General features: G+C 68.0%; 30 protein-coding genes. 13 read left to right on the plus strand and 17 right to left on the minus strand.

The window, feature by feature from the left end; translation table 11 throughout:
* Positions 1 to 38: 38 nt before the first annotated feature.
* The gene (locus ACUZUJ_RS19760; protein ID WP_101766163.1) at positions 39 to 2,576 is read right to left on the minus strand and encodes a methyl-accepting chemotaxis protein; all 2,538 of its coding nucleotides are present in this window, start codon (positions 2,574 to 2,576) and stop codon (positions 39 to 41) included.
* Between the two features lie 202 nt (positions 2,577 to 2,778).
* Between ACUZUJ_RS19760 and ACUZUJ_RS19765 the strand changes: the two genes are divergently transcribed.
* A complete protein-coding gene (locus ACUZUJ_RS19765; RefSeq protein WP_101766164.1) occupies positions 2,779 to 3,621 on the plus strand; it encodes an arylamine N-acetyltransferase family protein in 843 nt (280 codons plus the stop codon).
* Between the two features lie 64 nt (positions 3,622 to 3,685).
* On the opposite strand, the gene ACUZUJ_RS19770 is transcribed toward ACUZUJ_RS19765, so the two are convergent.
* Complete coding sequence (locus ACUZUJ_RS19770; RefSeq protein ID WP_458220589.1) at positions 3,686 to 4,057, minus strand: VOC family protein; 372 nt, start codon at positions 4,055 to 4,057, stop codon at positions 3,686 to 3,688.
* 82 nt (positions 4,058 to 4,139) lie between these two features.
* Between ACUZUJ_RS19770 and ACUZUJ_RS19775 the strand changes: the two genes are divergently transcribed.
* On the plus strand, positions 4,140 to 4,856 hold the full coding sequence (locus tag ACUZUJ_RS19775; protein ID WP_458220590.1) for a transporter substrate-binding domain-containing protein: 717 nt from the start codon (positions 4,140 to 4,142) through the stop codon (positions 4,854 to 4,856).
* A 39-nt stretch (positions 4,857 to 4,895) separates the two neighbouring features.
* Here the strand turns inward: ACUZUJ_RS19775 and ACUZUJ_RS19780 are convergent, their stop codons facing one another.
* Positions 4,896 to 5,795, minus strand: a complete 900-nt coding sequence (locus ACUZUJ_RS19780; RefSeq protein ID WP_101766167.1) for a LysR substrate-binding domain-containing protein — start codon at positions 5,793 to 5,795, stop codon at positions 4,896 to 4,898.
* Positions 5,796 to 5,893: 98 nt separating this feature from the next.
* Between ACUZUJ_RS19780 and ACUZUJ_RS19785 the strand changes: the two genes are divergently transcribed.
* Positions 5,894 to 6,037: a hypothetical protein gene (locus tag ACUZUJ_RS19785; protein WP_458220591.1), complete on the plus strand. Its 144-nt coding sequence runs from the start codon at positions 5,894 to 5,896 to the stop codon at positions 6,035 to 6,037.
* A 7-nt stretch (positions 6,038 to 6,044) separates the two neighbouring features.
* Here ACUZUJ_RS19785 and ACUZUJ_RS19790 read toward each other — a convergent pair whose 3' ends face one another.
* The 3 genes from ACUZUJ_RS19790 to ACUZUJ_RS19800 all read right to left on the minus strand — a co-directional run bounded on the left by ACUZUJ_RS19790 (position 6,045) and on the right by ACUZUJ_RS19800 (position 9,085).
* On the minus strand, positions 6,045 to 6,611 hold the full coding sequence (locus ACUZUJ_RS19790) for a GIY-YIG nuclease family protein (RefSeq protein ID WP_101766168.1): 567 nt from the start codon (positions 6,609 to 6,611) through the stop codon (positions 6,045 to 6,047).
* A 42-nt stretch (positions 6,612 to 6,653) separates the two neighbouring features.
* Entirely contained in the window at positions 6,654 to 8,207 is a 1,554-nt protein-coding gene (locus ACUZUJ_RS19795) for an alkaline phosphatase (RefSeq protein WP_458220592.1), read from the minus strand.
* A 128-nt stretch (positions 8,208 to 8,335) separates the two neighbouring features.
* Positions 8,336 to 9,085, minus strand: coding sequence for a hypothetical protein (locus ACUZUJ_RS19800; protein ID WP_430346544.1), 750 nt, complete (start codon positions 9,083 to 9,085; stop codon positions 8,336 to 8,338).
* A 175-nt stretch (positions 9,086 to 9,260) separates the two neighbouring features.
* Between ACUZUJ_RS19800 and ACUZUJ_RS19805 the strand changes: the two genes are divergently transcribed.
* Positions 9,261 to 10,046, plus strand: coding sequence for a D-alanyl-D-alanine carboxypeptidase family protein (locus ACUZUJ_RS19805; RefSeq protein ID WP_458220593.1), 786 nt, complete (start codon positions 9,261 to 9,263; stop codon positions 10,044 to 10,046).
* Positions 10,047 to 10,051: 5 nt separating this feature from the next.
* Here the strand turns inward: ACUZUJ_RS19805 and ACUZUJ_RS19810 are convergent, their stop codons facing one another.
* Positions 10,052 to 10,645 carry a TetR/AcrR family transcriptional regulator gene (locus tag ACUZUJ_RS19810; protein WP_458220594.1) on the minus strand — a complete coding sequence of 198 codons (594 nt, stop codon included), beginning with the start codon at positions 10,643 to 10,645 and terminating at the stop codon, positions 10,052 to 10,054.
* 16 nt (positions 10,646 to 10,661) lie between these two features.
* Complete coding sequence (locus ACUZUJ_RS19815) at positions 10,662 to 11,258, minus strand: NAD(P)H-dependent oxidoreductase (protein WP_197587369.1); 597 nt, start codon at positions 11,256 to 11,258, stop codon at positions 10,662 to 10,664.
* Positions 11,259 to 11,384: 126 nt separating this feature from the next.
* Here ACUZUJ_RS19815 and ACUZUJ_RS19820 point away from each other — a divergent pair, with 126 nt between their 5' ends.
* Complete coding sequence (locus tag ACUZUJ_RS19820; RefSeq protein ID WP_197587368.1) at positions 11,385 to 11,918, plus strand: hypothetical protein; 534 nt, start codon at positions 11,385 to 11,387, stop codon at positions 11,916 to 11,918.
* A 73-nt stretch (positions 11,919 to 11,991) separates the two neighbouring features.
* On the opposite strand, the gene ACUZUJ_RS19825 is transcribed toward ACUZUJ_RS19820, so the two are convergent.
* Positions 11,992 to 12,819 carry an isocitrate lyase/PEP mutase family protein gene (locus ACUZUJ_RS19825; RefSeq protein WP_049443250.1) on the minus strand — a complete coding sequence of 276 codons (828 nt, stop codon included), beginning with the start codon at positions 12,817 to 12,819 and terminating at the stop codon, positions 11,992 to 11,994.
* A 166-nt stretch (positions 12,820 to 12,985) separates the two neighbouring features.
* Between ACUZUJ_RS19825 and ACUZUJ_RS19830 the strand changes: the two genes are divergently transcribed.
* From ACUZUJ_RS19830 to accC, 5 genes are all read left to right on the plus strand, one after another.
* On the plus strand, positions 12,986 to 13,714 hold the full coding sequence (locus tag ACUZUJ_RS19830) for a DOPA 4,5-dioxygenase family protein (RefSeq protein WP_458220595.1): 729 nt from the start codon (positions 12,986 to 12,988) through the stop codon (positions 13,712 to 13,714).
* Between the two features lie 351 nt (positions 13,715 to 14,065).
* The gene (gene aroQ / locus ACUZUJ_RS19835; RefSeq protein WP_014038684.1) at positions 14,066 to 14,515 is read left to right on the plus strand and encodes a type II 3-dehydroquinate dehydratase; all 450 of its coding nucleotides are present in this window, start codon (positions 14,066 to 14,068) and stop codon (positions 14,513 to 14,515) included.
* 2 nt (positions 14,516 to 14,517) lie between these two features.
* The gene (locus ACUZUJ_RS19840; RefSeq protein WP_432592961.1) at positions 14,518 to 14,937 is read left to right on the plus strand and encodes a lysozyme inhibitor LprI family protein; all 420 of its coding nucleotides are present in this window, start codon (positions 14,518 to 14,520) and stop codon (positions 14,935 to 14,937) included.
* A gap of 53 nt (positions 14,938 to 14,990) precedes the next feature.
* Positions 14,991 to 15,470, plus strand: a complete 480-nt coding sequence (gene accB, locus ACUZUJ_RS19845; RefSeq protein ID WP_049443248.1) for an acetyl-CoA carboxylase biotin carboxyl carrier protein — start codon at positions 14,991 to 14,993, stop codon at positions 15,468 to 15,470.
* Positions 15,471 to 15,480: 10 nt separating this feature from the next.
* A complete protein-coding gene (accC, locus tag ACUZUJ_RS19850; protein WP_006473295.1) occupies positions 15,481 to 16,848 on the plus strand; it encodes an acetyl-CoA carboxylase biotin carboxylase subunit in 1,368 nt (455 codons plus the stop codon).
* A 128-nt stretch (positions 16,849 to 16,976) separates the two neighbouring features.
* On the opposite strand, the gene ACUZUJ_RS19855 is transcribed toward accC, so the two are convergent.
* Both ACUZUJ_RS19855 and ACUZUJ_RS19860 read right to left on the minus strand, forming a co-directional pair.
* Entirely contained in the window at positions 16,977 to 17,351 is a 375-nt protein-coding gene (locus ACUZUJ_RS19855; protein ID WP_014038687.1) for a hypothetical protein, read from the minus strand.
* Positions 17,348 to 18,319 (minus strand): hypothetical protein, encoded by a 972-nt coding sequence (locus ACUZUJ_RS19860; protein ID WP_119006830.1) that lies wholly within the window; start codon positions 18,317 to 18,319, stop codon positions 17,348 to 17,350. Before ACUZUJ_RS19860 ends, ACUZUJ_RS19855 begins: the two co-directional genes overlap by 4 nt.
* Positions 18,320 to 18,483: 164 nt before the next feature.
* Here ACUZUJ_RS19860 and prmA point away from each other — a divergent pair, with 164 nt between their 5' ends.
* From prmA to fis, 3 genes are all read left to right on the plus strand, one after another.
* The gene (gene prmA / locus ACUZUJ_RS19865) at positions 18,484 to 19,404 is read left to right on the plus strand and encodes a 50S ribosomal protein L11 methyltransferase (protein ID WP_458220606.1); all 921 of its coding nucleotides are present in this window, start codon (positions 18,484 to 18,486) and stop codon (positions 19,402 to 19,404) included.
* Between the two features lie 42 nt (positions 19,405 to 19,446).
* Positions 19,447 to 20,223: a DUF3426 domain-containing protein gene (locus ACUZUJ_RS19870; RefSeq protein ID WP_458220596.1), complete on the plus strand. Its 777-nt coding sequence runs from the start codon at positions 19,447 to 19,449 to the stop codon at positions 20,221 to 20,223.
* A 115-nt stretch (positions 20,224 to 20,338) separates the two neighbouring features.
* Complete coding sequence (gene fis / locus ACUZUJ_RS19875; protein ID WP_005419706.1) at positions 20,339 to 20,614, plus strand: DNA-binding transcriptional regulator Fis; 276 nt, start codon at positions 20,339 to 20,341, stop codon at positions 20,612 to 20,614.
* Positions 20,615 to 20,918: 304 nt separating this feature from the next.
* Here the strand turns inward: fis and ACUZUJ_RS19880 are convergent, their stop codons facing one another.
* The 6 genes from ACUZUJ_RS19880 to ACUZUJ_RS19905 are packed head-to-tail and all read right to left on the minus strand — an operon-like array spanning position 20,919 to position 26,719.
* Complete coding sequence (locus tag ACUZUJ_RS19880) at positions 20,919 to 21,914, minus strand: phosphatidate cytidylyltransferase (protein WP_197592607.1); 996 nt, start codon at positions 21,912 to 21,914, stop codon at positions 20,919 to 20,921.
* Positions 21,911 to 22,540 carry a lysophospholipid acyltransferase family protein gene (locus ACUZUJ_RS19885; protein WP_458220597.1) on the minus strand — a complete coding sequence of 210 codons (630 nt, stop codon included), beginning with the start codon at positions 22,538 to 22,540 and terminating at the stop codon, positions 21,911 to 21,913. The genes ACUZUJ_RS19880 and ACUZUJ_RS19885 overlap by 4 nt, the downstream gene beginning before the upstream one ends.
* A 13-nt stretch (positions 22,541 to 22,553) precedes the next feature.
* Complete coding sequence (locus ACUZUJ_RS19890) at positions 22,554 to 22,991, minus strand: hypothetical protein (RefSeq protein ID WP_101766174.1); 438 nt, start codon at positions 22,989 to 22,991, stop codon at positions 22,554 to 22,556.
* Positions 22,988 to 24,316: a phosphatase PAP2/dual specificity phosphatase family protein gene (locus ACUZUJ_RS19895; protein ID WP_458220598.1), complete on the minus strand. Its 1,329-nt coding sequence runs from the start codon at positions 24,314 to 24,316 to the stop codon at positions 22,988 to 22,990. The genes ACUZUJ_RS19890 and ACUZUJ_RS19895 overlap by 4 nt, the downstream gene beginning before the upstream one ends.
* Positions 24,316 to 26,067, minus strand: coding sequence for a bifunctional alpha/beta hydrolase/class I SAM-dependent methyltransferase (locus tag ACUZUJ_RS19900; protein WP_135966499.1), 1,752 nt, complete (start codon positions 26,065 to 26,067; stop codon positions 24,316 to 24,318). Before ACUZUJ_RS19900 ends, ACUZUJ_RS19895 begins: the two co-directional genes overlap by 1 nt.
* Positions 26,068 to 26,101: 34 nt before the next feature.
* Entirely contained in the window at positions 26,102 to 26,719 is a 618-nt protein-coding gene (locus ACUZUJ_RS19905) for a CDP-alcohol phosphatidyltransferase family protein (RefSeq protein WP_458220599.1), read from the minus strand.
* Between the last annotated feature and the right edge of the window lie 53 nt (positions 26,720 to 26,772).

Here is a 26,772-nt window from a genome sequence, read left to right on the forward strand (position 1 = left end):
GGTGGTGCCGGCCAGCGGCCGGCACTACCGGGGCAGCTTCAGGCCGCCGCACGCGCCTGCGGTATCGACTGCAGACGGAACGCGCCCACTGCTTCGGCCAGGGCATGTACCTGCGCCTGCATCTGCGCAGTCGAGGCACCGGCCTCTTCCACCAGGCTGGCGTTGCGCTGGGTGCTGGCTTCCATCTGCACGATGGTCTGGTTCACCTGGGCGATGCCGGCATGCTGGTCCTGCGACGCACTGCGGATGCCAGCCAGCAGGTCGGCCAGCTGCTGCACGCTGCCGACGATCTCGCCCATCGTGGTGCCGGCCTGCTCGGCCTGCCGGTTGCCCTGCCCGACGCGCGCCACCGAATCCTCGATCAGGCCCTTGATCTGCTTGGCCGCCTCGGCACTGCGCTGCGCCAGCAGGCGTACTTCGGCAGCCACCACGGCGAAGCTGCGGCCCTGCTCGCCGGCGCGCGCCGCTTCCACCGCCGCGTTGAGCGCAAGGATGTTGGTCTGGAAGGCGATGCCATCAATCAGCTGGGTGATGTCACCGATCCGCCGTGACGCTTCACTGATGCCATGCATGGTTGCCACCACCTGGCCAACAGCCTCACCGCCGCGCTGCGCCACTGCTGCCGCGCCCTGCACCAGGGCATCGGCGCGACCGGCGGCATCGGCGTTGCGGCCAACGGTGTCGGTCAGCTCATGCATCGACGCTGCGGTCTCTTCCAGGTTGGCGGCCTGTTGCTCGGTGCGCTGCGACAGATCGTGATGACCGGCAACGATCTCACCGACACCGGTATCGAGGCTGGACGTGGCCTGCTGGATGCGGGTGACGATGCGGCCCAGCTGCGCGACGGTGGCATTGGCATCGTCCCGCATGCGCGCGAACACGCCCTGCAGGTCCCCCTCCATGCGCACGCTGAGGTCGCCGCGGGCCAGTGCAGCGAGCAGTGCCTGCAGGTCACCGAGGTTGGTTTCAAAGGTGGCCAGCAGGCGATTGATGCTGGTCGACAACGTGCGCACGAAGCCCTGCTTGCCCTCCAGCGCGATACGGCCATGCAGGTCACCGTGTGCCGCCGCATCGACCAGGGCAGCCACTTCGGTTTCCAGCAGCGTCTCCAGCGCACGACTGCGCCATTCCACCGCTACGCCGAGGAACTGCCCTTCGTCGATGATGGGGTTGGCAATCAGCTGGTAGCGCACACCGACATGACCGATCTCGCGCTCCTCGCGCTGACGCACGCCGGCCAGGCTGGCCAACGCCGGATGCAGGCGCACTGCATCGCTGCCCACCAGGTCTTCGAGCTGGCGTTCGAGTTGCTGCAGCAGTGCCGGATTGACGTAGGCCACCTGGCCCTCGGCATCGATCACCATCAGCCCGGTCTGCGCGCTGTCCAGCGCCTGGCGCACGCGGGTATTGCCGCGCGCACCGGCACGCTCGGTCTCGATGCGCGCACGCAGGCGCTGCTGCATGTCGACCAGGCGCTGTGCCAGCTGTCCGATCTCGTCGTTGGCGTTGTACACGCGCAGGGTGGTATCCAGGCGGTCGTCGGCGATATCGCTGGCGAAACGCAGGGTGTCCTGGATCGGCTGGCGCACCGCACGCAGCACCAGCACCAGGCTGGTGATCAACACGCCGGCGACCAGCAGCAGGGTCACTGCGAACAGCACGCTCATGGTGCGCGTGCCGGCCTGCTGGCGCGCCTGTGCCTCGGCCAGCACCGCCATCTGGGCCTGCTGGAAGGCGGCCAGCGCCGGCGCCACGCCTGCGGCGGTATCCAGCAACGATTGCGCCTCCACATCCAGGCCAACGCGGGCGGCGGTATAGCCCAGCAACGCGACCTGATAGGCCTCCATGCCGTTGCGAAGGGCATCCTGCGCATCGGTCGGCAGGCCCACCAGCGCGAGATCGAACGGCAGTTTCTCTTCGCTCGCACGGTCGGCATGGGTGGAATCGCCATCGAGCAGCAGCAGCGCCTCCTGTCGGCGCATCTTCTGCAGGGACAACGCCAACGAAGGCCGCTGCAGCGCATCCACCTGCGCCTGCAGGGTGTCGGCGGCCTGCTGCAGCTGCGCGGCGAGGCCGGCATCGCCACGACCCATCTCATCGACGCGTTCGAACAGGGCGGCCACACCCTGCGAGAATGCACCGGCAGCTTCGGTCAGCGCCTGCAGCGCCTTGCGCCGGCCGGCATCCATCGGCATCGCGCGCAGCGCCTGAAGATCGGCCTGCAGCGCCTTCTGCGTCGCCAGCAGCTGCGCGCGGTCGGCATCGTCGAAACTGCGTGCATACTGGGTCTGCAGACGACGCGCCTCGGCCACCCGTGTCGCCAGGCTCGCGGCCAGATCGCTGCCGTGCTGGTAGCTGGCCTGGCTGCGTGCCGCCTGCGTGCTGGCATGGCCGGTCCAGGCGTAGACCGCAGCGATCGCGATCAGGCCCAGGCCACAGACCCACAGGGTCGCCTTGAGCTTGTTGGCTACGCTGAGCCGGTGCGGCTGCAGCCACAGCAGCAGGCCGGGGGACGCCGAGCGCAGCGCGGCAAGCCGCATGCGCAGGGACCGGAGGTGGGGGGCAACGGCCGACATGACAGACTCCAGGCGGAAGGACGCACCTGTATCGGCTGGAAATGGAGCAACTTTAGGGCGTTCTTGGTGCAGTTCCACCGATTGCTGGCGGACGCGGCCTTTGTACCCGGCACAGGCGACGGGGGGATGACACCCGCGCAGTGCTTGACCTCAACCCCGGTTGGGGGAGCACAGTGGACCTCCCTCCCCGCCCGGTGCCCCCATGACGACGCTCGATGTCCCCCGCTACCTGCAACGCCTGCAGCTGGATGCACCGCCACCGCTGACGCTGGCGGGCCTGACGCTGCTGCAGCAGCGCCACAACGCACTGCTGCCGTTCGAAACCCTCAGCTGCCTGCTGCGCGATGCAGTGCCGATCGACCTGGACAGCGTGCAGCGCAAGCTGCTCGACGACCACCGTGGCGGCTACTGCTTCGAACTCAATGGCGGCCTGCTGGCGCTGCTGCAGGCGCTGGGCTTCGATGCGCAGCCGTTGAGCGCGCGCGTGCTGCTGGCCGCCCAGGACGGCGAACTGACCGCACGGACCCACCTGCTGCTGCGCGTGCAGGTGGACGGCGATGACTGGCTGGTGGATGCCGGTTTCGGCAGCCTGACCCCGACCGTGCCGCTGCGCCTGCGTGATCCACAGCCGCAGGCCACGCCTCACGAGCGCTTCCTGCTGCAGCGCCTGCCCGGCGAGGGGGATTTCGTGCTGTCCGCCGAGTCCAGCGATGGCTGGCGGGCGATGTATCGCTTCGACCTGCACGCGCCGGCACCGATCGACAACGTGGTGGGCAACTGGTACGTGTGCACCCATCCCGATTCCAGTTTCCCCGGCCAGCTGCGCGCGTCACTGACCGGGCCGGACTGGCGACGCACCATCGGCAGCGGCAACTACACCGAGTACCGCCCTGGCCAGGCACCGGACAAGCGCCCGCTGCATGATGTTGGCGACGTGCGCGAAGTGTTGCAGCAACGCTTCGGCATGCAGTTGCCGGACGATCCACGGCTGGATCCGGCGATCAACGACTGGCTGCAGCGCTCGCGTGCCGCGACCCACGTGTAGCGTCGAGCCATGCTCGACTGCTGTTGGCGGCGCGGGGAACGCGTCAGTCGAGCATCGCTCGACGCTACAGAACCGTGCGCGCCTGCAATGCGATCCGGTTGCCTTCGCTGTCGCGGATCTCGGCCACGCGCCAGTCACCGGCATCGGCCGGGCCGAAGCGCAGCTCGGCCCCGGCCTGCAGGGCACGCTCGAGGCTGGCGTCCAGGTCATCGACACCGATGTAGATGCGCGCGCCCTGTTCGGAGGGCCGGTAATCCGCACCCTGCACCAGCGACATGCTGGCGCCGGCGGCCGCATCGGCAAACGGCAGGTACGCCATCCTGCAGTCGTGCAGCAGGATCGGTTCGTCCACCGCCACCTGCAGCCATTGCTGGTAGAACGTGATGGCCCGGGCCAGGTCAGTGGCCGGGATCTCGACATGCAGGATGGGGTTCATGTCCGCAGGATAACCCGATACTGACACGGCCTTGCAGGGCGGCACTGGCATGCTGGACCGCCCTTTCCCCGCGGAGTCCTGCATGTCCCTGGCCGATCATCGTAGTGCGCTGGCACCGCTGGGTTTCCTGCGCGTGGCCATCAACCTGGGCAATCCGGTACTGGCGCAGGGCGATGCGCGCTCACCGCGCGGCCCCTCGCTGGAACTGGCCACAGCGTTGGCGCAACGGATGGGGGTGCAGGCACGCTTCACCTGCCACGATGCCGCAGCCTCGGTGGTCGCCGCGGCAGGCGAAGACGGTTGGGACCTGGCCTTCCTGGCCATCGATCCTGCACGCGCCGACCGCATTGCCTTCAGTGCCCCCTATGTGGAGATCGAAGGCACCTACCTGGTGCGCGAGGACAGCCCTGCGCAGCAGGTGGCCGACCTGGACCGCGATGGCCTGCGCATCGCGGTCGGTCGTGGCGCGGCCTACGATCTGTTCCTCAGCCGCGAACTGCGCCACGCCGTGATCGAGCGGACCGAGACGTCGGCGGCGGCGATCACCCTGTTCGAGCAGCAGCGCCTGGATGCCGCCGCCGGCGTGCGCCAACCGTTGGCGGCATGGGCACAGGCCCATCCCGGCCACCGCGTACTGGCCGACCGCTTCACCGCGATCCAGCAGGCGGTCGCGGCGCCGGCCTCGCGCCCGGCCGATGCATTGCAGGCGCTGTTCGAGGACGTGGAGGCGATCAAGGCAGGCTCGTTGCTGGGCGAAGCCTTCGCCCGTGCCGGGCAGGACGTCACGCTGGTGCGATGACTGTAGAGTCGAGCACAAGCAGTCGAGCATGGCTCAACGCTAAAGATGTGCGTCTGCCATGTGCCGCACGTGCTCGGCGGCCTGAGCGTGCAGCCAGTCGCGGAAGGCCAGGAAGCCGCGATGGCGGGCCGAGCGCTGCGGGTAGACCAGCCAATGCGGCCAGGCGGTTTTCAATCGCAGGCTGGACAGCGCCACCAGCTGGCCGGAATCCAGCAGCAGGCGCGCCCGCGTCACCCGTCCCAGCGCCACGCCTACCCCGTCCAGCGCCGCGCGGTGATGCGCCTCCGAATCATCCAGCACCGCCACGAAGCGTGGCGGCGGGTTCTGCCCACTCAGCGCGAACCAGGCGCCCCACGCACCATCGGGATCACCCAACAGCGGCCACTGGTTCAGCGGCACGCGGTCGATCCCTCCCATGCGTTCGATCAACGCCGGGCTGGCCATCGGCAGCAGCCACTCGTCGAACAGCGGCTCCACCACCAGGCCCGGCCACTGCCCGCTGCCCAGCCGCAGCGCGGCATCGAACTGGCGCTGCCGCTCGAAATCAACCAGGCGTTCACTCGACTGCAGGTTGATCTCGATCTGCGGGTGCTCAGCCACGAAGTGCCCCAGCCGCGGCACCAGCCACGCCGACGCCATCGACGGTACCGCGCTGATCGTCAGCACGTGCTCGGCGCGTGCCGCATAGGGTTGGAAGGCTTCGTTGATCGCATCCAGATGCGGGCCGACCTGGTCGAGCAGGCGCTGCCCTTCCAGAGTGAGGGTGACGCCACGCGGCTGGCGGACCAGCAGCGGCTGCCCCAGCCGCTCTTCAAGCTGGCGCATCTGATGGCTGAGCGCACTGACGGTCAGGTTCATCGACGCCGCCGCGCGCGACAGGTTGCCGAGCCGGGCGGCAGCCACGAAACCTTGCAGGGCATGAAGGGGCGGACGGGACATAAGGCTTGAATTCCTCTCAAGGCCACCTTGCGGAAATGTCGCTTTTTGCCCGTCCATGCTGCCCGTATCGTGCAATCCACTCAAGTGGAGGCACGCTCATGAACATCTACGGCAGCCTGTTGTTCCTGCACGGCCACGTGGCCAACGCCGAGCTGGCACGGCAGCTGGCCAGCCCGTCCACACCTGCCCCGCAGTGCCCGCGGCAACCGGCTGCGCCGGTTCAGCCGCCGCGAGCCCGTTGAGCGCCCCTCAGCCTGCATACCAGCGCTGGACGTGTTCAGGCAGCCACGGGGTCGGATCGATATCCAATGCCCGACAACCGTCGAGGGTGTCACGCAGCACGCCCTCGCCGGGGCCACCGGGCATCCGCAGGCCCTCCTCTTCCGGAAGCTGCACCGCAGCCCAGTCGTGCAGCCGATCCAGGCGCAGGCGCAGGGCGGCCCGCAGCCACGCCTTCAATGGATAACAGCGATAGCCTTGTTCGCCCAACGCGGCAATCGCAAGCGACAAAGCCTGGTTGGCACCACGTACCCATTCGGTGCGCCCCCCAGCCTTGTCCTGGACCGTCATCGGCGCCGGCGCGCGGTGCGCCTTGAACGGCGAACGCAGCTGCAGTTCCAGATCTCTTGCATCGCGCTCGCTTTCCGCTTCCACCAGTGCACCGGCGTCGAGATCGAAGAACTCGAACCAACGCCGGTGCAATGCGCTGATGCGTCCGAGCGGATCACGCGAGAAACCGATCTTCGCGTAGTCTTCCCACGCACAGGGGAAGACGTAGGCGAAGACACGACCGTCGATGCGGATATCCGACTGCATGTGCGCAGGCTGCCTCGACGACAGCCCGGGTGCAACCGGGCGTTACCGTGGACGCTGCAGTGCCTCCTGCACCGCCGCAGCCACGTCGGTGTTGTCGATGTAGCTGCCGTCATTCCAGCGCACGTGCTGGCGGTAACCGGCATCGACGCCCCGTACGCGCTTTCCAAGCAGCTCCGCACCTGCGCCCTTGGCCCACAGCGGCACCAGCGCATTGGAGTGGTTGCCGGTGGGCCGGAAGCTCATCCCCGGCATGCGTCCACGGCCGTTGTTGCGTACCGGCGCGAAGGCAACGTTCTGTGCATCCGGGCCCATCGGCATGCTGTTGTCATGGTCAGTGGTGACGATCAGCAGGTTGCGCTCCCAACCGCCGTTGCGCTCGATCCATTCAACCACTGCTGCCACTGCGTCGTTGAACTCCACGGTTTCCTCGATCAGGCGGCCGTACTGCGGCTGGTCGCTGCATTGGCCGTAGTGCCATTCGGTGCCGCAGGCGCTGGTGTGCGCGGCCCAGTCGGTGGCACCGCCTTCCACCATCAGGAACAGGCCCTTGGCCGAACGCTGCTGCAGGAACCGCAGCGCGCCACGCGTCATGGTCGCAAGATCGGGCACGCTGTCGATCTTCCTCACACCGGAAGGCGTGGCCGCATCCTTGTCCAGCACCTGCAGCTGGCGCGCCTGCTGGAGCGTATTGGCCACGTGCGGCACGCCGATCAGCGGCCGGTCGGCCGGCAACCGACCCTGCGCCAATGCAGTGAACTCTTCCTTGCTGCGGATCAGGCGCCACGGCCCCGCCGGATTGCCGGCAATGGTGCTGCCCGCTTCCAGCTGCTGCCAATCCTGCGGGGAGACCCATTCCCACGGGTTCGCGCAGCCCTCGGCCTTCGCCGAGCCGGCCCCCTCGTCACAGGCGTGACCATCAACGCTGTAGCCGGGACCGCCGGTGCCCATCACCAGGTCCATGTGGCCCTGCGCCAGCATCTGGTGCGCAATCGCGTGATAGTTGTTGCGCGATTCGTTCTGCGCCGCGAACGCCGCCGGCGTTGCATGCGCGAACGGCACCGAGGTCACCACGCCGGTCGCCATGCCCAGGCGCTTGGCGCGCAGCGTATTGAACTCGACCGGATTGCCATCGTTGTTGTAATTGATGGCGTTGTTGTAGGTCTTGATGCCCGAGGACAACGCCGTACCGGCCGCAGCACTGTCGGTCGCGACCGCCGCCAGATACTGGTAGCCGACGAACGGCAGGTCCTGCGCCGGCACCGGTTCGCTGTCCCAGGCCTTGCCCGCGTCGTAGCCCAGGGTCTGTGCGTTGTCGCGGGTCGGCTGGCTGCTGGCGTTCAACGGGAAGGTGGTTACCGCCAGGCGCTGTGGGAAATCCGCATACGGCGCGCCTTCGCGGCTGCCGTATTGCCAGTAGGCGGCGGCGTCCCAGGTGCCCCAGCCGGCACCGTCGTTGATCATCACGATCACGTTGTGCGGGCGCGCTTCGGCGGTGGGAACAGCATCGGTGCGCAGATTCGGCTGGCAGCCGCTCAGCGCGGCCAGTACGGCCAGGATCGACGGGCACAGCCAACGTCGCGCAACGGGTCGGGTCATGGGCTCCTGCAGACGGCTCAGCGGCGGATCGCGCCGCTTTTGCAACGTTATAGCATTGCTATATTGCAGGAGTGTGCGGGCGGCAGCGCCCAAGGGGCCGGACCCGCCATCAGGTCCGGCCGACGGCCTCAGGACGCCGCGTCCTGCGGCAACGTCAGCGAGCTGCCATCAACGAACACCACGGCTTCCGGCGTCCACACCACCGTGTACTTGCTCTCATCCAGGCTGGCCAGCTTGCGGTCATTACTCTTGGTCTGCGAGAAGCGCACCGAGCGACTGCCCTGCCAGATCACGCTCTGGCCAGCCGGAATGGTCACGTCATTGGTGATGGCGAATCCAGAAATCTCCTCGCCAAACAGATCGCGTACCGACACATAGCCCTTCACGCCGGCGATGTCCTTGCCGGTGTTGTTCTGGTACCCAAAATCCACGACCAGCAGTTCGTCGGTGGTGATGCCGTGCGAACGCTGCACTTCGATGTCCTTGGACACCACGGTGACGGTGACCGCCTCGCGCAGCGGCTTCATCGCCGCTTCGCGACGTGCTTCAAGTTCCGCCTTCAACGCGGCCTGGCGCGCTTCCTCGGCCTTCCGCTCTTCGACAAAGCGGCGCTGCTCTTCCACGGCCTTGCCCAGCGTCATGCCCGGCGGAATGCCCTGGCCTTCCTTGCCACCGAACACTCCGGCCATCTTCGACGTCAGGGTCACACGCACGATGTAGGCTGCAGCCAACTGCTGTTCTTCAGGGGTGAGCTTCTCCAGCTCGGGCTTGATCGTGGCCAACTGGTCCACGTCCTGCGGAATCACGGTGTTCTTCGGGTTGGCGCATGCCACCAGCATCAGGCAGGCCAGGCCGGTGACGATCAGACGCTTCTTCATGGATGTCCCTTCGCTACTGAAAAATCGGGCTTTCCGGCCCGGCGGAGGCGCAACGTTAGCGTACTTGCCGGCACATTCGTACGGGTCGATGCAGAGGCAAGATTCATGCCGGAAGCCGGTCTGCACACCCGCGATCCGCTATCCTCGTGCGGCATCCCAGCACAGCCTTTCCGACATGTCGCCATCGCCGACTGCGCACTCCTCGATCACCATCGAAGCCAGCACCTTCGCGGTGATCCACCAGCACAACGCGGACATCGCGCGGCAACCGGCCTCGCTGACCAAGCTGATGACCGCCTACGCCGCTTACGAATGCGTCGAAGAGAACGGTCGTGCGTGGGACGAAGTGGTCACCATCGCCGCCGAAGATGTGCACGCGGTGGCCGAGGATGAAACGCGCATGGGCCTGGCGCCCGGCGAAACGGTCAGCCTGGCACGCCTGCTGGAAGGGTTGATGATCGTCTCCGGCAATGATGCGGCGCTGGCCATCGCGCGCCATCTGGACGGATCACAGCCCGCATTCCTGGACCGCATGAACCGGCACGCGCGCCAGCTCGGCCTGCGCAGCACGTGGTTCGCCAGCGTGTCCGGCATCACCACCGCGCACCATGCCTCCAGCGCGCGCGACATGGCGGTACTCGCCGCCTGCCTGCTGAATGACCATCCGCAGATACTGGCAATCACCGCGCAGCGCGCGTTCGCGCATGGCAGCTTCAGCCGCAGCAACCAGAACGCCCTGCTTGGCGAAAACGGCGTGGATGGATTGAAGACCGGCTACACCCAGGCAGCAGGCTTCTGCCTGGCCGCCACCGCATGCCGGTCAGTGCCCGGGCGGGATCAGCCGGTACGCTTGATCACCGTGGTGCTGGGTTCTGAAAGCCGTGACGCACGCGATGCCCTTGTGCGCGAGCGTCTGGCCGCCGGGTTCACAGCGCTGGCCGGCAACACCGCCGACGCCTGAGCGGCTCAGCGTCGCTTGACCGTCGCCACGATCAAGTGCTGCAGCTCGGCCTCGGCGTCGGCCTTGTCCAGCGCGCCTGCTGCCACGGCTTCGGACAGGGCCTCGGCCGCACCGAGAATCGCCCAGCACCCGGCCAGTGGCACCGTGCCGTCGGCCGCAAATGGGCCCAGCCAGATGTCGCAGTTGTCGATGAAATCCTGCTGGTAGCGCCGCCTCACCTCGCGCAGTTCGGGTGCACCGACCAGCGCGGCAAGGATGCCCTGCACTTCGCTGCCCTGGCTGAGGATGCAGTCGATGTAGCCGGAGGCAATGGCCGCCGCACGATCGGCCAACTGCGCCCGGGCGCGGCCGATGCGCTCGTTGAAGACCATCGTCTGGCGGCCGTCGTAGTCATCGTAGAGCGCGGCCAGCAGCCCATTGCGGGTCACGAAGTGATCGTAGGCCACCGGCTTGGTCACACCCGCAGCCTCGGCCAGCCGCCCCAGCGTCAGCGCATCGGTACCTTCGTCGCCGACCAGCGCCCAGGCCACGTCCAGCAACTGGCGGGCGCGTTGCTCACGGGTCAATCGGCGGCGCGTGGGTGCGGCGTTGGCAGGCATCGGTGGAGCACGGCGGTCAGCGCATCGGAGTACCGATTTTACGGCCGATCGCCAGCGCGGTCTGCAGATGCGCTTCAGCTGCACCAGAATCGGCGTCCAGCAGCAGGTCGGACGACAGCACGCGCGCGCCGCAGTAGTCGAAGATGCCCATGTCGATCTGGGTCTTCATCGCCGCACCGTAGCCGCGCCGTTCGATCATGTCCGCGCCGGCCCCGCCGATGCCGACCAGGTGCACGCGCAACCACTGCAGCTTTTTCTGCACCTTGCCGTCGGCACCGTCCTGGTAGGCCCAGCCCTGGGTGAACACACGATCGATCCAGCCCTTCAGCAGCGCGGGGAACGACCACCAGTACAGCGGGTAGACCAGTACCAGTGTGTCGGCAGCCTCCAGCCGCGCCTGCTCGGCGGCGACGTCGGCCGGCGTTGCGCCGGTGCCACGGAACAGCGCCTGGTCCTGCATGTTGAAGCGCGGATCGAAGTCTTCGGCCATCAGATCGGCGTGGGTCACGCGGTTGGCGGCGTCCGACGCGGTGATGGCTTCGCCGATGCGCCTGGCAATGGCATGGGTCAACGCGCCGGATTCAGGATGGGCGGTAACGATGAGGGTGTGCATGGGGGATGTCCGGAATTCACTAACTACTAATAGTAAGTAGTGGCGGCCGGGATACCAGCGCCATGCGTGGGACGCTGTTTCCGCATCCACCGTATAGTGCGGCGGTTCCCGCTGAGATACCCGACGATGTACCGATATCTGCTTGCCCTTCTGCTGGCCCTGCCCGTGGCAATGGCCGTTGCGCCAGCGCTGGCCGGTGAGCTCAGTCCGGAAGACTCGGCCGCATTGCGCAAGGAGGTGCAGGCGATGATGGACGCCTTCGCCCGGGGCGATACCGAGCTGATCATCGCGCGCACCCATCCCAGCCTGAAGCAGCTGGCCGGCGGCGACGAGGCCTATGCGCGGGCGACCCGCGACACGGTGAAGGCGCTGCGCAAGGCCGGCGTCACCATCATCAGCGACGAAGCGGGCGTGCCGGGCCGCACTTATGCGGCCGGTGACGAGGAAGTCTGCTTCGTGCCGCGCCAGTCGCTGCTGCGCGTGCGCGAGGCGCCGATGCGCAGCACGTCATTCATGGTCGCTGTGCGGAGCGTCGGTACCACGCAATGGCGCTATCTGGATGGCGCCGCGCTGCCGGACAACCCCGGGCTGTTGCAGCAGCTGCTGCCCGACCTGGAACCGGGCGTGGTCCTGCCGGAGAGTGAGACGGAAGCGCTGTAGGCGTAGGCGCATCCATCCACGCATGGCGTGGATCCACTGTCCCTGCTGGCCAGAGTCCGCACCGGGGTTTCCGTCAACGGAACAGCGCGTTCAACGCCGCACCCGAGGCCGCCTGCTGCAGGCCATCGAAGCGGCCGTCCTGCGCGATCGGCTGGGTCGCCTGCATCAGCCCACCCCACGCCGCACGCGCCAGCGCACCGCCCAGGCTGACCCGGCGCACGCCGAGTGCGGCGATGTCCTGCAGGCTCAGCGGTGTCGGTCCACCGACCAGCAGGTTCACTGGCTTCGGCCCCGCAGCGGCGACCACCGCGCTGATCTGTTCACGCGTGCTGATGCCCGGTGCATACAGCACATCGGCGCCGGCCTCGGCGTAGGCGCGCAGGCGCTGCAGGGTGTCCTGCAGATCCGGCACGCCGACGAAGAAGTTCTCGGCCCGCCCGACCAGCAGCACATCGCCACCCGCGTGGTCGATGGCCGCACGTGCCGCGCGCAGTCGCTCGACCGCCTGCCCGATCGGCCGCAGCGGCGCATCAGCTACGCCACTGGCATCCTCGATCGACAACGCCGCGATGCCGGTATCGATCGCCGCCGCCACCGCCTCCCCCACTGCCTGTGGCGTGGCGCCGAAGCCATCACCGAAATCGGCGTTCAACGGCAGCGGTGTCGCTGCCGCCATCAGCCGCAGATGTTCCAGCGTGGCCTGCAGCGAAACCGCCCCATCCGGCCGCCCTTCACTCCAGGCGCAGCCGGCACTGGTCGTGGCCAGTGCCTGGAAGCCCTGCCGCTGCAGGTAGCGTGCACTGCCCACGTCCCACGGATTGGGCAGGACGAAGCACCCTGCTGCATGCAGCTGGCGGAAGGCCGCGCGCTTGCGTTGGGTATCGGCATCGGACGAGGTCATGGCGGGCTCCGGGGCGGCAGACCTGCACCCTAGCCCGCCGCCCGGTCGCGCTCAATGGCGATGAAGGCAGCCGTGCATGAGGTGATGCCGCCTGCTTATTGGACGCTGTGGATGCAGGTGCCCGAGCGTGCTTGCCTGCCCACACAATGCCGCCACGGAGCCCTTCATGCACCCGGACCCGCCGACCCTCATCGACGCCGGCGACGATGACGCCCACTGGGCCGACCTGCTCTCGCCCGCACGGCGTCGCCTGATCGCCTCGGCCGGACTGGCCGCCGGTGGGCTGGCCAGCGCGTCGACCGCCACCGCAGCCGCGCGCAGCGACAGCACGGTGAACACCACCGAACCCGGGCGCCCTGGCTTCCGCACCATCATCCCGCCGGCGCCGGAGGGCCGCAGCCCCTGGGGCCAGGCCACCGCCAGCGAACCGACCCCGCGCCCGGCCAGCGTGCGCCCCGGCGAGGCCACGCTGCCCACCCGGCCACGCGCCTACACCGCCATCAAGAGCTACCACGCGCATATCTACTTCGACGAGGACAGCTTCGAGAAGGCCGCGCTGCTGCGGCACTGGGCCGCCGAGCGCTTCCCGGTCGAGCTGGGCAACTGGAACCTTGAGCCGCGCGGACCGCACGTCACTCCCTCGTTCTATTTCGGCTTCACCAACGACCTGCTGCCGGTGCTGGTGCCCTGGCTGCAGCTCAACAGCCTGGGGCTGACCATCCTGATCCACCCCAACACCGGTGATGGCCGCGCCGACCATCTGTATTACGCGTTATGGGTGAATCGCGCGCAGCCGGTGAACGCCTACAACTGGCCGACGCCGAAGCCGGGGGAACGGGAGCCGCTGGAGGAGGTGTTCCCGAACGTGGTGCCGACGGTGCCGCTGGAGACCTGAGCGGGTGCGTGGCGGGGGCGGTGGGTGGCGTGCAGCGCGCCTCGGGCTGCCCCTCGGTGGGTGCGTAGCTTGCTGCGCACCGAACTTCCTTCATCCACGCATGGCGTGGATCCGCCGCATCACGGCCCATTGCGGCATCGGTCAGCGCCCAGCCTTGCCGGCATCGTCGGCCTACGTGCCAGCATCCCCGGCCAGCACCACGTTCAGCGCGCCTTGATCCAGCGCCCGCCATACGGCCACAAGCACTCCGGCAGATTTCAAACGATCGATTGAAACGCTGCAAACTTCGCCGAACTGGACAGCATCCGCCGGTTCCGCCAGACTGCCGCCCTTTCCCGTCTTCCGGATCCCATGGCGAAGCTGCTGGTCCTGCACGGCCCCAACCTCAACCTGCTCGGCACCCGCGAGCCGGAGGTCTACGGCCACACCACGCTGGCCGACATCGACCAGGCCCTGGCTGCCCAGGCATCGGCCGCCGGGCACACCGTGGACAGCCTGCAGTCCAACGCCGAGCATGTGCTGGTGGACCGCGTGCAGGCCGCGCGCAGTGACGGAACCGCTTTCATCCTGATCAACCCCGCCGCCTTCACCCACACCTCGGTGGCCCTGCGCGATGCGCTGGCGGCGGTGGCGGTGCCGTTCATCGAGATCCACCTGTCCAACCCGCATACCCGCGAGCCGTTCCGCCAGCACAGCTACTTCAGTGACAAGGCCGTGGGCGTGGTATGCGGCTTCGGTGCCGACAGCTACCGCTACGCGATGGACGCGGCACTGCTGCGCGTGCAGGCGGCCAGCGCGTGAAGATGCTGCCGCGCGTGCTCGCCGGCGTTGTGGCGTGGGCCGGCATCTGCGGTGCCGCCGCCGCGTTCGACCGCAAGGACGAAGGCATCGACTGCGCCCATCCGGGTACCACGATGGAGAGCGACCTGTGCGCCTCGGACGTGGCCGCCGCCGCTGATGCCGAACTCAATACCGTCTATGCACAGGCGCGTCGCCAGCTGCGTACCCCGGCCCGCGGTGGCACCTGCAGCTATTGCGGCGATGCCGAGCAGGAGCTGGTACTGGCCCAGCGTGCCTGGATCCAGCTGCGCGACCACGACTGCAACGCGGTCTATGCCCTCAATTCCGATGGCACGGCACGCAACGGCGCACAGATGCGCTGCCTGACCACCCTCGCGCGCGACCGTACGCGGCAGCTGCGCGAGTTCTACGAACTGCTTTGACCCGAGCGCGATGCGCTTCCCACCACACTGACATCACGAGCAAAGAGGCCACCATGGATCTCCGCAAAATCAAGAAGCTGATCGACCTGCTGGAAGAGTCGAACCTGGCTGAAATCGAAATCAAGGAAGGCGAAGAGTCGGTGCGCCTGTCGCGCGCCCCGGTGGCCGGCTATGCCGCCCCGATTGCGGCCCCGGTGTATGCCGCTCCGGCCGCTCCGGCGCCGCAGGCGATGCCGATGCAGTCGCCGACCGAAGCCTCCACCGGCGGCACCGCCAAGCCGGGCCCGGCGCTGCCGGAAGGCCACGTGCTGCGCTCGCCGATGGTCGGCACCTTCTACGCCTCGTCCGCCCCGGACAAGCCGGCCTTCGTCACCGTTGGCCAGCAGGTCAAGGAAGGCGAAACCCTGGCCATCATCGAAGCGATGAAGATGTTCAACCCGATCGAAGCCGACAAGTCCGGCACCATCGTCGCCATCCTCGGCGAGAACGGCCAGCCGGTGGAATTCGACCAGCCGCTGTTCGTGATCGGCTGAGGGGCACGCCATGCTCGACAAAGTCGTCATCGCCAACCGAGGGGAAATCGCGCTGCGCATCCTGCGCGCGTGCCATACCCTCGGCATCCGCACGGTGGCCGTGCACTCCACGGTCGACCGCAACCTCAAGCACGTGGCCATGGCCGACGAGTCGGTCTGCATCGGTCCGGCGCCGTCGCCGCAGAGCTACCTCAACATCCCGGCGCTGATCGCCGCGGCGGAAGTCACCGACGCCCAGGCCATCCACCCGGGTTACGGCTTCCTGTCGGAGAACGCCGACTTCGCCGAACGCGTGGAAGAGTCCGGCTTCATCTTCATCGGCCCCAAGGCCGACACCATCCGCATGATGGGTGACAAGGTCGAAGCCATCCGCGCGATGAAGTCCGCCGGCGTGCCGTGCGTGCCCGGCTCGGGCGGCCCGCTGGGCGAGGACATCGTCGCCAACACCAAGATCGCCCGTGAGATCGGCTACCCGGTCATCATCAAGGCGGCCGGTGGCGGCGGTGGCCGCGGCATGCGCGTGGTGCACGCCGAAGCCTCGCTGAAGACCTCGATCGAAACCACCAAGAGCGAGGCCAAGGCCGCGTTCGGCAATGGCGAGGTCTACATGGAGAAGTTCCTGGAGAATCCGCGCCACGTGGAGATCCAGGTCCTGGCCGACGGCCAGGGCAACGCCATCCACCTGGGTGAGCGTGACTGCTCGATGCAGCGCCGCCACCAGAAGGTGGTGGAAGAAGCACCGGCACCGGGCATCAGCGCAGAGCAGCGCGAGCAGATCGGCAAGGTGTGCACCGAAGCCTGCGTGCGCATCGGTTACCGCGGTGCCGGCACGTTCGAGTTCCTGTACGAGGACGGCCGCTTCTACTTCATCGAAATGAACACCCGCATCCAGGTGGAGCATCCGGTCACCGAAATGGTCACCGGCATCGACCTGGTGGCCGAGCAGCTGAAGATCGCCGCCGGCCAGAAGCTGTCGATCAAGCAGAGCGACGTGGTGCTGACCGGCCATGCCATCGAATGCCGCATCAACGCCGAAGACGCCGAGACCTTCGTGCCGAGCCCGGGCACCATCACCGGCTTCCATCCGCCGGGTGGCCCCGGCGTGCGCGTGGATACCCACATCTACAGTGGCTACCGCGTGCCGTCGAACTACGACTCGATGATCGGCAAGCTGATCGTGCACGGCCCGGACCGCGAAACCGCCATCGCCCGCATGCGGGTGGCACTGAGCGAAATGGTGGTCGATGGCATCAAGACCAACATCGCCCTGCAGCAGCGGATCATGCGTGACAAGGGCTTCCAGGCCGGTGGCCAGAACATCCACTACCTGGAAAAGCGCCTTGCCGAGCGCAAGAACAAGCCGATCGCACTGACCTGATCGGCGCCAGGTGCTGGACATGAAAAGGGCGGGGATCTCCCCGCCCTTTTCTGTTTCTGTAGAGCCGAGCCCATGCCCGGCTTGCCGGAAAGCACAGCCGGGGCCTGCCCGGCTCTACCCAGGCAGGCTCAGCGCGCGTCCGCCGCCGTCGCCGGGATCTGCGAGTTGGCCAGCGGCCGCACGCCATTGGGCGAAGTGGGGTCGACGATCACCATGGTTTCGGTGGAACCATCGGGCCACACCACCTGGAAGGTGCTGCCGGCCGGCAGTGAAGCGAATGGCATGCCACTCTGCGCGCGATAGACCGCAGCGACCTGGCTGGCACCGGCACGGCGCACGTCTTCCTGCGCCTTCACCGTGGTCAGCTCCACCTTCGACAGATGCCGGTAGCGGTCCTCGTAGGTATCGATCATCAGCAGGCCGACCGCGCCGGCCGAGTAGGCCACGAACAGCGCCACCCAGAACCAGAACTTGGCCCCATGCAGGAATCGACGGTAATTCATCGCCCGTCCCTCTTTCCAACCAATCGCTTGATCCATTCCTTCATTTTCCCAGCACCTTGCCGCGATACCGCAGCGTCATACACGAAATCCCGGAAATCCTGCGCTCCATCCTGCGAACAGATCCCTCCGTTCGCACAAAAATTGTTGACCAGCACGCTGTCCGCTCCACAGGCTAGACCGAGTTCACAGGCCGCAAGCCGCCATGCAAGTTCACTGAGCTGCTCGCCCGCCACCAGGCCGTCAAGCGCGCGGTCACCGGCAGCACGCACGCCCATGGCCGGCGCGATGGCCATGTAGGCCTCCGGGTCGCGCGAGGTGCGCACGCGCTCGACCAGGTCGCGACGGTATTCGGCACTGTCTTTCAGCGGCTCACCTTCGGCGAACAGCGCTGCTTCCGCGGCCAGGTTGCCCTGTGCGGCCGCTTTGCGGCGCTCGGACAGCACCAGCGCCGCACCCAGCTTGTCGCCCGGCACGAATCCGCCGCAGCGCTGCGCCACGCGCTCACGCGCCTCGATCATCGCCGGCGCCGCCGTCAGGCCCAACCCACTCAGTACGTTGTTGTCCAGGCGGTAGCCGCCCGGATCGAGTGCGTACTGCGCGCAATAGTCATAGACGCGGCTGAGCATCCAGCGCGCCTCGTGATTGCCGTTGTCGGCCTGTGCGCGCAGGCGCTGGGCGTAGGCATACAGGTCGCTGGCATCTTCGATGTCGGCGCGCAGGTCCAGCGGCAGGCCCGACGGCAGCGTGTTGCCGCGCTCGAAGGCCGCAAGCCGCCGCGCCAGTGCTTCCGGCACCACCGGCAGCGGCGCTCCGCTGTCATGGCTGGCCACGGCCAGCGGCAGGTCCGGCGACGCCGACGGCGATGCCTCGCCCGCAGCATGGCCGCTGGCCCGATACCCGGCCACGCCCAGCACGGCCACCGCCGGCAGTACGAGCAACCAGGTTTTCAGGGTCGGAGCGAAGGCCATCGGCGGGTGTGAGCGTTCACGGCACACAGGAAAGCGCCGAGTTTAGCAAGGCCTGACAGGCCTGTCTGAACTGCCCCCGTTCATCTCAAGGCAGCATCTCAGGCAATACGGAGACGCCCCGATGGTCTAGCATGGCCCCCTTTCCCGCGACTGTCCCCACCGCCATGCCGTTCCTGGAACTGACCCTGCGCTGCACCGAAGCCACCCAGCCCCGCTATGAAAATGCGCTGGAGGACGTCGGCGCACTGGCCGTGACCCTGCTCGATGCCGAAGCCGACACCAGCAACGAACAGGCCATCCTCGAACCCGGCGTGGGTGAAACGCCGCTGTGGGACACTCTGGTGCTGAGCGCGCTGTTCCCCGCCGACAGCAATGCGCTGCTGCTGCTGGCCGCACTGGAATCCTTCGACCCGGAGCTGGACTGGAGCAATGGCAGCTTCCGCGCGGTCGAAGACGAAGACTGGGAACGCGCCTGGCTGGACCAGTTCCAGCCGATGGATTTCGGCAGCCGCACCTGGATCGTGCCGTGGAACCATGAACTGCCGGACGCTGCGCAGGCCGCCGATGCCGCCGTGGTGCGGCTGGACCCGGGCCTGGCGTTCGGCTCGGGCACCCACCCGACCACCGCCCTGTGCCTGCGCTGGCTGGACCAGCTGGCCGTGGACGGCCGGCTGCAGGGCCAGCGCGTGCTCGACTTCGGTTGCGGCTCGGGCATCCTCGCGCTTGCCGCGCTGAAGCTGGGCGCCGCCGAAGCGATCGGCGTGGACAACGACCCGCAGGCGCTGGTCGCCACCGCCGACAATGCCGAGCGCAATGGCGAGCAGGCCCGCATGCACGTGTACCTGCCGCAGGACGAACCGGTCGCCACCTATCCGATCGTGGTCGCCAACATCCTTGCCTCGGCGCTGGATGCGCTGGCCGAGCTGCTGGCCGCACGCGTCGCCACCGGCGGTTGCATCGCCCTGTCGGGCATCCTGCATGGCCAGGAAGGCGAACTGCTGCAGCGCTATGCCGCGTGGTTCGACGATCTGCAGGCCACCCAGGATGGCGATTGGATGCGCATCACCGGCGTGCGCCGCGCCTGATCGTGATTGAATGACCGCTGGATCCGAGCCCGCGCCCTGAGCATGTCCGAGCCGAACCCGCCGCGCCGCCCTTTGGCCACCTTCCTGCGCCCCGCGTCGGAAGGCGAGGCCGCACCTGCGACCGATGCACGCACGCCCGACCCGGCGGTGCATGACATCCCTGCCGCGGAGAGCGGCGATCCGGGCGATCCGATCGACGCGGCGTTGCCGCCAATGGCGGAGACGCGACAGATCGATGACACCGTCATCCTCGACAAAGCGGCCGTGATCGAACCCGCCCTTGCCGTCCCGGCCGCGCAGGCCGTGGCCGGCGATGCGCCGAGCTTCCTGGGCACTTCGCGGCCGCGCACGCTGCCGACGCCGCGCTGGCACTGGGTGCTGGTCGCCGGGCTGGCACTGTTGCTGGTACTGCAGAGCGTGCTGGCCGATCGTGCGCGACTGGCCGCCGACGCCGGCAACCGCGCCTGGCTGGGCGCGTTGTGCGGCGCACTGCGCTGCAGCCTGCCGGCCTGGCACGAGCCCACCGCGTTCACCATGACCAGCCGCGAAATCCGACCGCTGCCGGGCCAGGCCGGCGTGCTGCAGGTGCAGGCCAGCATCCGCAACGATGCGCGCTGGGCACAGGCCTGGCCGGACCTGCGCCTGTCGCTGTCCGATGCCGATGGCCGGGTGATCGGCAGCGGCGTGTTCGCACCGGCGCAGTACCTCGGCGAGGCCCCCGGCGCGGCCCTGCTGGAACCGGGCCAGAGTGCGCGCATCGCGTTCCGCGTGCAGGAGCCTGCCGCGTCCACCGTCGCATTCACCTTCGACTTCCTCTGACCAGGGTAGAGGCGACCAGCCGTGGCAGGTCGGGCACGCTCGCGCTAGACTGGCCGCCACCACCTCGTCCGGCCGCGCGCTCCGCGCGCACGGGCCAACCAGATCGGGAACCCCCTTGAACGCTGTCCTCTCTCGTCCTGACAACAGTCGTGGCGCTCCCCGGCCACCGCTGCGTGAACACGTCGCCCAGTCCGTGCGCCGCTACCTGCGTGACCTCGATGGCTGCGACGCGGACGATGTCTACGAGATCGTTCTGCGCGAGATGGAAATCCCGTTGTTCGTGGAAGTGCTCAACCACTGCGAAGGCAACCAGAGCCGTGCCGCCGCGATGCTGGGCATCCACCGCGCCACCCTGCGCAAGAAGCTGAAGGAATACGGCATCAGCGCGTAAGCGCGCGCGGGTAGTGCCGGCCGCTGGCCGGCAACCCCATGAACGATGGCAGGATGTTGCCGTTGCCGGCCAGCGGCCGGCACTACCGGCTCCAGTAGATCCACGCCATGCGTGGATGCCACCCCGGCGATCAACCGCCCCGCCCCGTCCAGTAGATCCACGCCATGCGTGGATGCAGCCCCGGCGATCAACCGCCCCCAGCCCGTCCAGTAGATCCACGCCATGCGTGGATGCCACCCCGGCGATCAACCGCCCCGCCCCGTCCAGTAGATCCACGCCATGCGTGGATGAAGCCCCCGCGGAATCAACCGCCGCCGCCCGCCTTCCAGTAGTACCGCACCACATGGAAGAACACCGGCGCGGCGAAGCACACCGAATCGAGCCGGTCGAGCATGCCGCCATGCCCCTCGATCATGTGGCCCCAGTCCTTGATGCCGCGGTCGCGCTTGATCGCCGACATCACCAGGCCGCCCCAGAATCCCATCAGGTTGATCAGCAGCGACAGGCCGAATGCCTGCAGCGGCGTGAACGGGGTGATCCACCACAGCGCCGCCCCCAGCGCGCTGGCGCTCAGCACGCCACCCACGAAGCCCTCCACCGTCTTCGACGGCGACAGCTTCGGCGCGATCAGGTGCTTGCCCAGCAGCTTGCCCCAGATGTACTGCAGCACGTCCGAGGACTGCACCACGATCACCAGGAAGGCGAACAGCAACACGTTGCGCGACGGGTCATGGCCGGGCACGTGCAGGTTCAGCAGCAGCGGCACGTGCGAGATGCAGAACACGCAGATCATCAACCCCCACTGCACCTTCGCCGTGCGCTCCAGGTAGTGCGTGGTATCGCCACCAATGGTCGACAGGATCGGCAGGAACAGGAACGCATAGACCGGGATCAGCAGCGTGTACATGCCGTACCAGTCAATCCACACCAGGTAGTACTGCCAGGGCAGCACGATGTAGAACGCGGCCAGCAGCGCGTAGTAGTCGCCGGAACGGGTCGGCGCCAGGGTGATGAACTCGCGCAGCGCGAACAGCGAGATGATCGCGAACAGCACGATCACCCCGGCACGGCCGAAGAACAGCGCCAGCCCGACCACGATCGCCATCACCCACCACGCGCGGATGCGCGACACCAGGTTGGCGATCACCGCGCTGGGCTGACCGCGCTGGCGCCAGCGCAGGGTCTCGGCCACCAGCGTGGCCAGCACCAGCACCGCGCCCACGCCAGCGAACAGCAGGCCGGTCTGCTGGCCCACGCTGCGCGCGGCCAGGTCGCCGGACACATCCATCAGGTAACTCATGCGCGCCCTCCATTCGGCGCCAGGTCCAGCAGCGCCTGCCGGCTGCGCGCCAGGAACGCCGCCTTGTCCTCGTCAGCCTGCAAACGCAACGGCGTGCCGAAGGTCGCCGTGCACAGCAGCGGCAATGGCAGGAACCGGCCCTTCGGCATCACCCGCTTCAGGTTGTCGATCCACACCGGCACGAACTCCAGTTCCGGCCGTTGCCGCGCCAGGTGGTAGATGCCGCTCTTGAACGGCAACAGCGGTTCATCGCCGACATTGCGCGTGCCTTCCGGGAACAGGATCAGCGAGCAGTCTTCATCCACCGCATCGCGCAGTACCTGCAACGGGTCCTGCTGGCGATGACCGGCCTCGCGCTCGACCAGCACACCGTTGAACACCGCATCGATCAGGTAGCGGCGCAGGCCGTCGCGCTGCCAGTACTCGGCTGCGGCAACCGGGCGCACCTGGCGCCGCAATGCCGGTGGCATCGACGACCAGATCAGTACGAAGTCACCATGGCTGGCGTGGTTGCCGTAATACACGCGGCGCTGGCTGGACGGCGCGCAGCCGATCCACAGCGCGCGCGCACCGGTCACCACATGGATCGCGCCACTGCAGGCGCGGGCAATCAGTTCGGCGAACATCAGCTCCTCCCGTTCACGTCTGCGGCCACACCACGGCCAGCACCAGCAGCACCACCTGCACCGCTGTCAGCAGGTACTGGCGCAGCAGCAGGCGGCGCATGCCGGCCCAGCGCAGGTCCCAACCGCGTAGCGGCGCGTCGGGCGCGGCGCGGCGCAGGCCACTGTCGTGCAGCAGCTGGTCGGTACGGCGCGCAGCGGCGTCACCCTCCAGGCCTTCATCGCGCAGCAGCTGCAGCAGGCTGGCATCCAGCCCGACCCGCCATGCGTGGTAGGCCTGTGCGAGCCCGACGACGACGCTGACCAGCAGCAGGCCGGCAGCAACCATCGCCAGGTCCGGCTCGGTGCCAAGCAGCAGCAACGCCACCAGCAACAGGCCCAACGACAGCAACGCCGGCCAACGGCCCTGCCGCAGCAGCAGCTGCATGGTCGCCAGATCGGGAACCGTACTCACGTGCGTGCTCCCGCTGCAGCAGTGATGGCATGCAGATGCGCCGCGCCCAGCACGATACCGGGACGTGCCGCGCGCACGATCGCCACCGCGGCATCGGTATCGGCGGCACGACCACTGCGCAGCAGCCAGGCCGCCACACTGGCAGCACTGCGCGAATAGCCCAGCGCGCAACACACCAGCAGCGGCCCCTGCATGCGCAGGCGCTCGATCGCCTCGGTCGCCGCGCGCAGCTGTTCCGGCGTGGGCACCGCCAGGTCCAGCATCGGCACACTGGCATACGCCGCGCCCGGTGCACGACAGGACAGTTCAGCACAGGAATCGACCACGCCGACCAGGGGTGTTGGCAACGCAGCACAGGGAATACGCCCCAGCCACACGCCATCCATCACCGGCACCGGCTGCGGCGCACGCCGCGTCCACAGCCGCGAATTGATCCAGGCCGCGCCCAGGTACGGCGCCAGCAACCAGCGCGCCGCCATGGTCAGGCGCCCATCAGCGCGCTTCTGGAACACCGCCGTACCCAGCCCGGCATAGGCCAGCGCCACCAGCAGCAACGACACCACCGGCCACAGCAGCCACAACGCTGCCCCCCGCAGCAGGATCACCGGCACCAGCAGCACAGCGGCCCCCAGCAGGTACAGCCCCGCCAGGCGCCAGCGCTTGGCATCACGTGCCGTGCGCCACGCACGCAGCGGTGGCGTGCCCTGCTCCGGCCACAGCCAGACGCACAGCCAGCCGGCCAGCAGGCCGGTCGGAACATCGATGAAGTGGTGCTGGAACGTGGTCAGCACCGAAACGCCGATCAGCAGCGCCCACACGTGCAACACCCAGCGCCACGCGCCATGCAGGTACTGCGCGAACTTCACCCACAGCACGATCAGCAACACGATGTGCAGCGACGGCGCCTGGTTGAACGGCTTGTCGAAGCCCAGCAGCACATCGAACAGCCAACCGAACACGCCGCCGATCTCCGGCCGCTCGAAGCTGAAGCGCAACGGCCACAGGAGGAAGCAGCTCACGGCGATCAGTTGTGCACTGAACAGCCGCAGCGCGTGCCGGTCCAGTTCCAGCCGACGCCGGCACAGGAAGAACGAGATCGCGTAGAACAGGTCGATCGACCAGTACGGCACGATCGTCCACGGTACGAACGGAATCTGCGTTTCCCATCCGAACGCCATCACTGGCAGTTCGGCATGGCGGCCAGCCATCCAGTTGGCGAAGCCATAGCTGGCGAAGAAGAACGGGCCCAGCAGGGCCAGCCACAACAGGGCGCGCCGCCAGGGGCGCCCTTCCGCGGCCAGCGGGGTTGCGGCGAGCGTCGCCATCACGCGGTCCGACGAGCCAGCGACACGGTGAAGATGCCGAAGTCATCGATGCGCTGCGCCACCTTCTCGAACCCGGCCAGGCGCACCAGCTCATCCATTTCCTGCTGGGTACGGCGGCGCATCACCCATGCCGCGCCACCGCGATGGCTGGTCAGCGCACGGGCGATGAATTCCAGCTGCGGGTGCCAGGGCTGGCCTGTGTAGGCCAGGTAGCCACCCACCGGCACCGCTGCGGCGATGCCCTGCAGCGAGCGCAGCACGGCGTCGTTGTCGGGGAACAGTTCGTACAGGCCGGACACCACCGCCAGCGTGGGCGACGGATCGACCTTGGCCAGCTGTGACGGATCGAACGCATCGCCCTGCTCGAAGCGTGCGATGTCGGCCGCCCCCAGGCGCTCGATCAGTGCCTGGCCCTGGGTGACGTTCAGATCGCTGAAGTCGCGCAGCACGATGCGCTCGGCGCGCTGTTCGCCCTGGCCCAGCGCTTCCAGCACGTAGCGGCCATGGCCGGCAGCCACATCCAGCACGCGCACCGGCGTGCCCTGCCCGCGCAGGCGCTGGGCAGCGTCGCGCAGCAGTTCCTGCAGGTGCTGGCCGCGAATGCGGATGCCGCGCCAGCCGATCGCATCCAGATAGTTGCGGTCGACCATCCGCCCCAGCGGGCCCTTGCCACGCGCTTCGTCGCGATAGATGTAGTCCAGCGTGCTGCCCGAATCGAAACCGGTCTGCAGTCCCAGCGCGATGCCTTCGGACAACGTACCGCCGAAACGCAGGCCGCCACGTACCACGCGCCAGCGCAGGTCGGCCAGGCTGTTACGCTCCGGTGGCCACGCCAGGATCTCCGATTCCTCGAAGGTCGGCCCATGGCGGTGCGCGTCGCGCCGTGACAGCTCGCGCAGCGGCTCGGCGAAACGCGCCTGGATGAAACTGCGGATGCGTGCCAGCGCAGGCGCCCGATCGCGCTCGCCCAGCGTGTCGTGGAAGAAGCCCGGCAGGTGCACGCGCTCCTTGATCGGGCTGGACAGGCGCTCGTAGAAGCGGTCCTGCGGGCCACGGTGCACGACGAAGTCGGAGCCGGACACCAGCAGCTGCACCGGTACGCTGATCGCCTGCGCATCGGCCACGATGCGGTCGGCCGCTTCGTACAGGCCCAGCAGCACGCGCACCGAGATCGGCCGGGTGATCAGCGGATCGGTGCGGTAGCTTTCCACCCGCGCCGGGTCATGGGTCAGCCACTGCGGCTTGACGTAGCTGTTGACGAAGAAGTTGCCACGCAGCTTCTGCATCAAGGCCAGGCCCGGCCGCGCGAACGGCACGTACAGCTTCACCTTGAACGCCGGCGAAGCCATCACCAGCGCACGCAGGCGCGGCGCGTAATCGTGCACCCAGGTCGCGGCGACCACCGCCCCCACGCTCTGCGCGATCACCACGATGTCTTCCACCGCGATGCCATGCTCGGCGCCGATATGGGCGATGAAGCTGTCCAGGTCGCGCACCAGCGCCGGGAAGCCCGGTGCATCGCCACGCGCACCCGGCGAACGGCCATTGCCGCGCGCATCCCAGGCGAAGAAGGCGGTGTCGGGCAGGTCCAGCTCATCGACCAGGTGGGTGACACGCCCGGAGTGCTCGTGGCCGCGGTGCAGCAGCACGATGGCCTTGGTGGCCGGCGTTGCGGTGGTGCCCGCCCAGTACCGGTAGAACAGCGGTACCTGGTCGAAGCTGTGGAATTCCCGTTCCTGCGCCTGACGCATGCAATCTCCTGATTGTCTTTTTGTATCTGCTTGATTAATTCGGCGAAACCGCCGATTCCCGCAGTCCGCGACGGACCCGGTTGATCATGGTCAGCATGCACAGCGCCGCCATGGCCGCGGCCACGCCAGTGACCGTCATCGCGCCAACCCACTCAAACGCCAGCAGCAGGCCCATCGCACCGATCACGAACGCGCGGTCGCTCTTGCCCATCGGGCCGTCATAGCGGCGGCTGGCAGCGACCATCAGCCCCAGCACGCCGGCGTACTCGCTCAGGGCCGCCGTCCAGGCCAGCAGCCACAGCGCCTCCGGGCGTACGCCCGGCACGCTGAGCAGGCTCAGGTACAGCGCCGCGTCGGCGATCACATCGCACAGCTCGTTCAGGTAGGCGCCCAGCCGCGACTGCTGGCCGAACTCGCGGGCCAGCATGCCGTCCACGGCGTTGAGCGCCATGCGCAGCAGCATCCACAGCGGCAGCAGCAGGTACAGCAGGGGCTGGGCCGGCGCGCAGCACCAGACGGCGGCGGCCACCAGCAGCGAGACCACGGCGGCGGCCACGGTCACCGCGTTGGCGGTGATTCCCATGCGGTACAGACCGCGTACGGCGGGACGCAACAGGTCCTGGAAACGTCCTTTCAATGCATAGATCGACACGATCTGTACCCGCTAATCCTTGGCAGTGCGGGCACAGCCTACCCCATCGTCGA

The sequence above is a fragment of the Stenotrophomonas sp. S4 genome (genome assembly GCF_054187805.2).